Source organism: uncultured Escherichia sp. (assembly GCF_948475835.1).
Classification (GTDB): Bacteria; Pseudomonadota; Gammaproteobacteria; order Enterobacterales; family Enterobacteriaceae; genus ECMA0423.
In genome coordinates, this window is sequence record NZ_CAOLGM010000199.1 from 1 (window position 1) to 4,855 (window position 4,855).

Annotated in this window: 4 protein-coding genes and 2 pseudogenes; 4 read left to right on the forward strand and 2 right to left on the reverse strand. The window is 43.4% G+C overall.

Going from position 1 to position 4,855, the window contains the following annotated elements; all coding sequences use genetic code 11:
- Positions 1–77: 77 nt before the first annotated feature.
- Positions 78–365: pseudogene (locus tag QZF50_RS22560) on the forward strand (porin); the annotation flags it as partial.
- Between the two features lie 591 nt (positions 366–956).
- Positions 957–1,808: a glyoxalase III HchA gene (hchA, locus tag QZF50_RS22565; RefSeq protein WP_000218204.1), complete on the forward strand. Its 852-nt coding sequence runs from the start codon at positions 957–959 to the stop codon at positions 1,806–1,808.
- Positions 1,809–1,915: 107 nt separating this feature from the next.
- Here hchA and hprS read toward each other — a convergent pair whose 3' ends face one another.
- On the reverse strand, positions 1,916–3,274 hold the full coding sequence (gene hprS / locus QZF50_RS22570) for a two-component system sensor histidine kinase HprS (protein WP_000826741.1): 1,359 nt from the start codon (positions 3,272–3,274) through the stop codon (positions 1,916–1,918).
- Positions 3,274–3,945 carry a response regulator transcription factor HprR gene (gene hprR / locus QZF50_RS22575; RefSeq protein WP_001362894.1) on the reverse strand — a complete coding sequence of 224 codons (672 nt, stop codon included), beginning with the start codon at positions 3,943–3,945 and terminating at the stop codon, positions 3,274–3,276. The genes hprS and hprR overlap by 1 nt, the downstream gene beginning before the upstream one ends.
- Before the next feature lie 132 nt (positions 3,946–4,077).
- On the opposite strand from hprR, the gene hiuH reads away from it, so the two are divergent.
- A complete protein-coding gene (gene hiuH, locus QZF50_RS22580; RefSeq protein WP_000920127.1) occupies positions 4,078–4,491 on the forward strand; it encodes a hydroxyisourate hydrolase in 414 nt (137 codons plus the stop codon).
- Positions 4,492–4,599: 108 nt separating this feature from the next.
- Positions 4,600–4,855 (forward strand): annotated as a pseudogene (locus QZF50_RS22585) (mononuclear molybdenum enzyme YedY); the annotation flags it as partial.

Genomic DNA, 4,855 nt, shown 5'->3' on the forward strand with positions numbered 1-4,855 from the left:
GTGGCGGCCTCAGTCCGGAACAATTTGAAAACAAGAACCTCGCTTAGGCCTGTGTCCATATTACGTGGGTAGGATCAGTAGCACAGTATCAGTTCGATTTTGGTCTGCGCCCATCTCTTGCATATGTTTATTCAAAAGGCAAAGACCTCGGCGGTAACGACTATAACAACAATGGTCATCAAGAGTATGTTGATCAGGATCTGGTCAACTATGTTGAAATTGGAGCGACCTACTATTTCAATAAGAACTTCTCAACATATGTTGACTATAAAATAAACTTGTTGGATAAAGATGACGATTTCTATGACAACAATGGCATCGCAACAGATGACGTTGTTGGTGTGGGCTTAGTCTACCAGTTCTAATCAGCCAACGTGCTGCGGCGTGTTACTGTAAAACTAAACACTAGCCTGAGTTCGTCCCTCATCGAATTCAGGCTTTTTTATTGGCATTTCATCTCCATCTGCGGCACACGCAATTGCCAATGCATATCGATACAGCACCTTACCCTGCCCCTGCTGGCACAATAACATCTACCAGCGACTCTTCCAGCCAAGACCCAAATGCATTTCTTTATGAATTAATCTGCAACAAAACCGCCTCCCATATAGAAATATTTGCAAAAATAGTGCATGAAATAAGCTTTTTCTCTACCAATCCGGGATATAAATATTCATCAGCACCACAATATTCCACAGCACTAAATCTCTCCCCGTCGCCCCGTACCTCTGATAATGGTCTAAAATAATTGAGGCCACTTGCGACGACGTTGCTCAATAAGGAAAATTTGGCGTGAATAATATTCAACACCAGTGCAGCATCATCATTACATACTTACACCCGCCGACTACCGCTTTCGATATATTGACTCAATTTTCCAGCCTGGTTAAAAATAGCGACCAGCTCAGTCGCAAATATAGTGACTACCCTAACTAAGCAACAATAAGGAATACACTATGACTGTTCAAACAAGTAAAAATCCGCAGGTCGATATTGCTGAAGATAATGCATTCTTCCCTTCAGAATATTCGCTTAGCCAATATACCAGTCCTGTCTCTGATCTTGATGGCGTGGACTATCCAAAACCGTATCGCGGTAAACATAAAATTCTGGTGATCGCCGCAGACGAACGTTATTTGCCAACCGATAACGGAAAACTGTTCTCGACCGGTAACCATCCGATTGAAACGTTGCTGCCGTTGTATCATCTCCATGCTGCAGGTTTCGAATTCGAAGTGGCGACCATTTCCGGTCTGATGACCAAGTTTGAATACTGGGCTATGCCGCACAAAGATGAAAAAGTAATGCCATTCTTTGAGCAGCATAAATCGTTGTTCCGCAATCCGAAGAAACTCGCGGATGTTGTCGCCAGCCTCAACGCTGATAGCGAATATGCAGCAATCTTTGTTCCTGGTGGTCATGGCGCACTTATTGGTTTACCTGAAAGCCAGGACGTAGCTGCCGCTTTACAGTGGGCAATCAAAAATGACCGTTTTGTTATCTCCCTTTGCCACGGCCCGGCGGCTTTTCTGGCGCTTCGCCACGGCGATAACCCACTGAATGGTTATTCCATTTGCGCATTCCCAGACGCCGCAGACAAACAAACGCCAGATATTGGCTATATGCCAGGTCATCTCACCTGGTACTTCGGCGAAGAGCTGAAGAAAATGGGCATGAACATCATTAATGACGACATCACCGGGCGAGTACATAAGGACCGTAAACTTCTCACCGGCGACAGTCCTTTCGCAGCGAATGCGTTGGGTAAACTGGCGGCGCAGGAAATGCTGGCAGCTTATGCGGGTTAATCCCTGTTACGTATGAATGTAAGCGCATAATCAATCGCAGCCACGTTAATACTCACGACGTGGCTGCGTTTTTTCATGGTTGATTTATGGCGTACTGAAGCCCTATGTTAATTTCTTTGCGGTAACATAATCCGGAACACATTATGCTTATTGAGATAGTGATACGTAGCACTTCCCCCATGTAATTCGGCAATCGCTTTGACTAAAGAAAGACCAAGTCCCTGACCTACGGAATGACGCGAATTATCTCCCCGCCAAAATCTACGGAAGAGTTTTTCAGGCTCATGAATTTTCGTTCCAGGACTGGCGACATCAATATTAAGATAGCCGTTGGTATCAAGAAAACTGGTTATATGAATATGCGATTTTTCTGGTGAATATCTAATGGCATTAACAATAAGATTCGATAACATTCGTTGCAGTAAAATTTTATCCGCAAAGATTTGCTGATTGCACTCGACCTTAAAGCAAATCTCTTTCTCGTCTGAAAGGTATTCAAGATAATCCAACAAATTTTCGACTTCCTTATTGAGAGAAAGCGAGTCCAGTTTCACCAAAACATTGTTTTTATCTGCCCGGGCAAGAAACAGTATGTTCTCTGTTAACCGCGAAATATTTTCCAGCTCTTCAATGTTACCGGCAATTGTTTTTTGATATTCAGCGATACTTCTGGTTTGACTGAGCGTAACCTGATTCTGACCCAGTAATGCATTAATGGGCGTTCTAAGTTCATGAGCGAGATCGTCAGCAAATTGACTTAGGCGTTCAAAATCTTTGACTAAGGCTTGATGCATTTTATTCAACGCCTGCCCAAGAGGTTTTAGTTCTCTCGGTAATGCGCTAACCTCAACAGGCTCCCGGCTATCGTTATAATTCAGCGCTTCCGTTACACCACTCAACTTTTTGATCTCTCGTAATCCCGTTCTGATTAACAGCGGACTTAATACTGAGCAAAGTACAATGGCGACAATGCAAATTATAATGCTATTAATTTTATACTGTTCAAGCATGTTATGTCTGGCTGAAGCCAATTTAGCCACAGTAACCGTTAATGATGGCGAAACTTCATCAATATTAATTCGTAAAGCATCAATCTCAGTGTCATTAATAATGCTTCTGTAAATGCCAGCTGCGCTGATTGTCTCACTAGCAGGTATGTTATTTAACATGTCATCACTGACATTTGTCCGGTTAACAATTTTATTGATGCCATCACCATGAATGATCAAGATATCCTGACTAACATCCATCATCCGGTTAAAGTATACAGGTAACGTATCTGGATTTACCCCATCAATTAACAACTGCTTGATCTGCGCTGTCCGGTTAATGAGTGTTGTATCATCGCGCCATTTCAACTCACTTGCCAGGCCATTATAGAGAGTCCAGACAATTCCAGCGCCAGCAACAGACAGCAGCAATATAAAAAGCAAGGTTAAACGGACGGTTATAGACAATCTTTTCATTATTTTTTTACCGCTACGAATGAATAGCCCATCCCCCGGATTGTGGCGATTAGCTTTTCAGGAAAAGGATCATCAACTTTTGCGCGGAGCCTGCGAATGGCGACATCCACCGTATTGGTATCACTATCAAAGTTGATTCCCCAAATTTCACTCGCAATAACCGTTCTGGGTATAATTTCGCCAGCTCTGGAGGCCAGTAGCCAAAGTAACTGAAACTCCTTGCGCGTCAGTGTAATACTGATATTGTCCCTGCTCACACTTTGACTGACAGAGTCCATTCTTAAGCCGCTGATTTCTAATGATGAATTCAGAGCGTGATGTTGCCTTAATTGTGCCCGAACCCTTGCCAGCAACTCAGAAAATGAAAAAGGTTTTACCAGATAATCATTTGCTCCACTGTCCAGCCCTCTGACTCTGTCATCGACAGAATCCCTTGCAGTAAGGCAAATAACAGGGGTTTGCTTTGCTGTTCTTAACGTTTGTAAGATCTGCCAGCCATCCATACCCGGAAGCATAATATCCAGAATGATCAATGCATAATCATCCTTCAGCGCAAGATAAAGCCCATCTCTGCCATCAGAAACGGCATCAATGACATAACCCGCTTCGGAAAGCCCCTGCGTTACCCACTCCTGGGTCCTTTGATTATCTTCAATAAGTAAAATCTTCATGAAAATAATATGCCATAAATCATATGTTATAGAAACAGCCTGGTTCATTACAAAATTGTAATGCTGCTGTAAGGTTACCCTGGCCGCTTTTTCGCTATCCTCAAAACTCATTCACATGACAAGGATATAAACATGTTAAAGCGTTATTTAGTACTCTCGGTAGCAACGGCAGCATTTTCATTACCTTCTTTGGTTTATGCCGCACAACAAAACATTCTTAGCGTGCACATTTTGAACCAGCAAACCGGAAAACCCGCTGCTGACGTGACAGTCACTCTTGAAAAGAAGGCGGATAACGGCTGGTTACAACTTAATACCGCCAAAACAGATAAGGATGGACGAATTAAGGCACTGTGGCCCGAGCAAACTGCGACTACTGGCGATTACCGTGTCGTATTTAAAACCGGGGACTATTTCAAGAAACAAAATCTTGAAAGTTTCTTCCCTGAGATCCCCGTTGAATTTCATATTAATAAAGTGAACGAGCATTATCATGTGCCTTTATTACTTAGCCAATATGGGTATTCAACCTATCGTGGCAGTTAAAGCATAAATATGTAAAAGCAGATCTCTGCTACTGTTAGGGAGGACACTCCCTGACAGATTAACAGTAAACGGCTCTTGCTGGCTAACGACAAAAAAGTGTGATGGCTTATGAAAAAGAATCAATTTTTAAAAGAATCAGATGTTACGGCCGAGTCGGTATTCTTTATGAAGCGTCGGCAGGTGTTAAAAGCACTGGGCATCAGCGCAGCTGCACTTTCTTTGCCTCACGCTGCGCATGCCGATTTGCTTAGCTGGTTTAAAGGGAACGATCGCCCACCCGCCCCCGCCGGAAAACCGCTGGAGTTCAGCAAGCCTGCCGCCTGGCAAAATAACCTGCCACTGACGCCAGCAGATAAAGTTTCCG

What these genes read in the sequence shown, in the direction of transcription:
- hchA (WP_000218204.1), top strand. Translation starts at nt 957, where the DNA reads ATGACTGTTCAAACAAGTAAAAATCCGCAGGTCGATATTGCTGAAGAT.
- hprS (WP_000826741.1), bottom strand. Translation starts at nt 3,274, where the DNA reads ATGAAAAGATTGTCTATAACCGTCCGTTTAACCTTGCTTTTTATATTG.
- hprR (WP_001362894.1), bottom strand. Translation starts at nt 3,945, where the DNA reads ATGAAGATTTTACTTATTGAAGATAATCAAAGGACCCAGGAGTGGGTA.
- hiuH (WP_000920127.1), top strand. Translation starts at nt 4,078, where the DNA reads ATGTTAAAGCGTTATTTAGTACTCTCGGTAGCAACGGCAGCATTTTCA.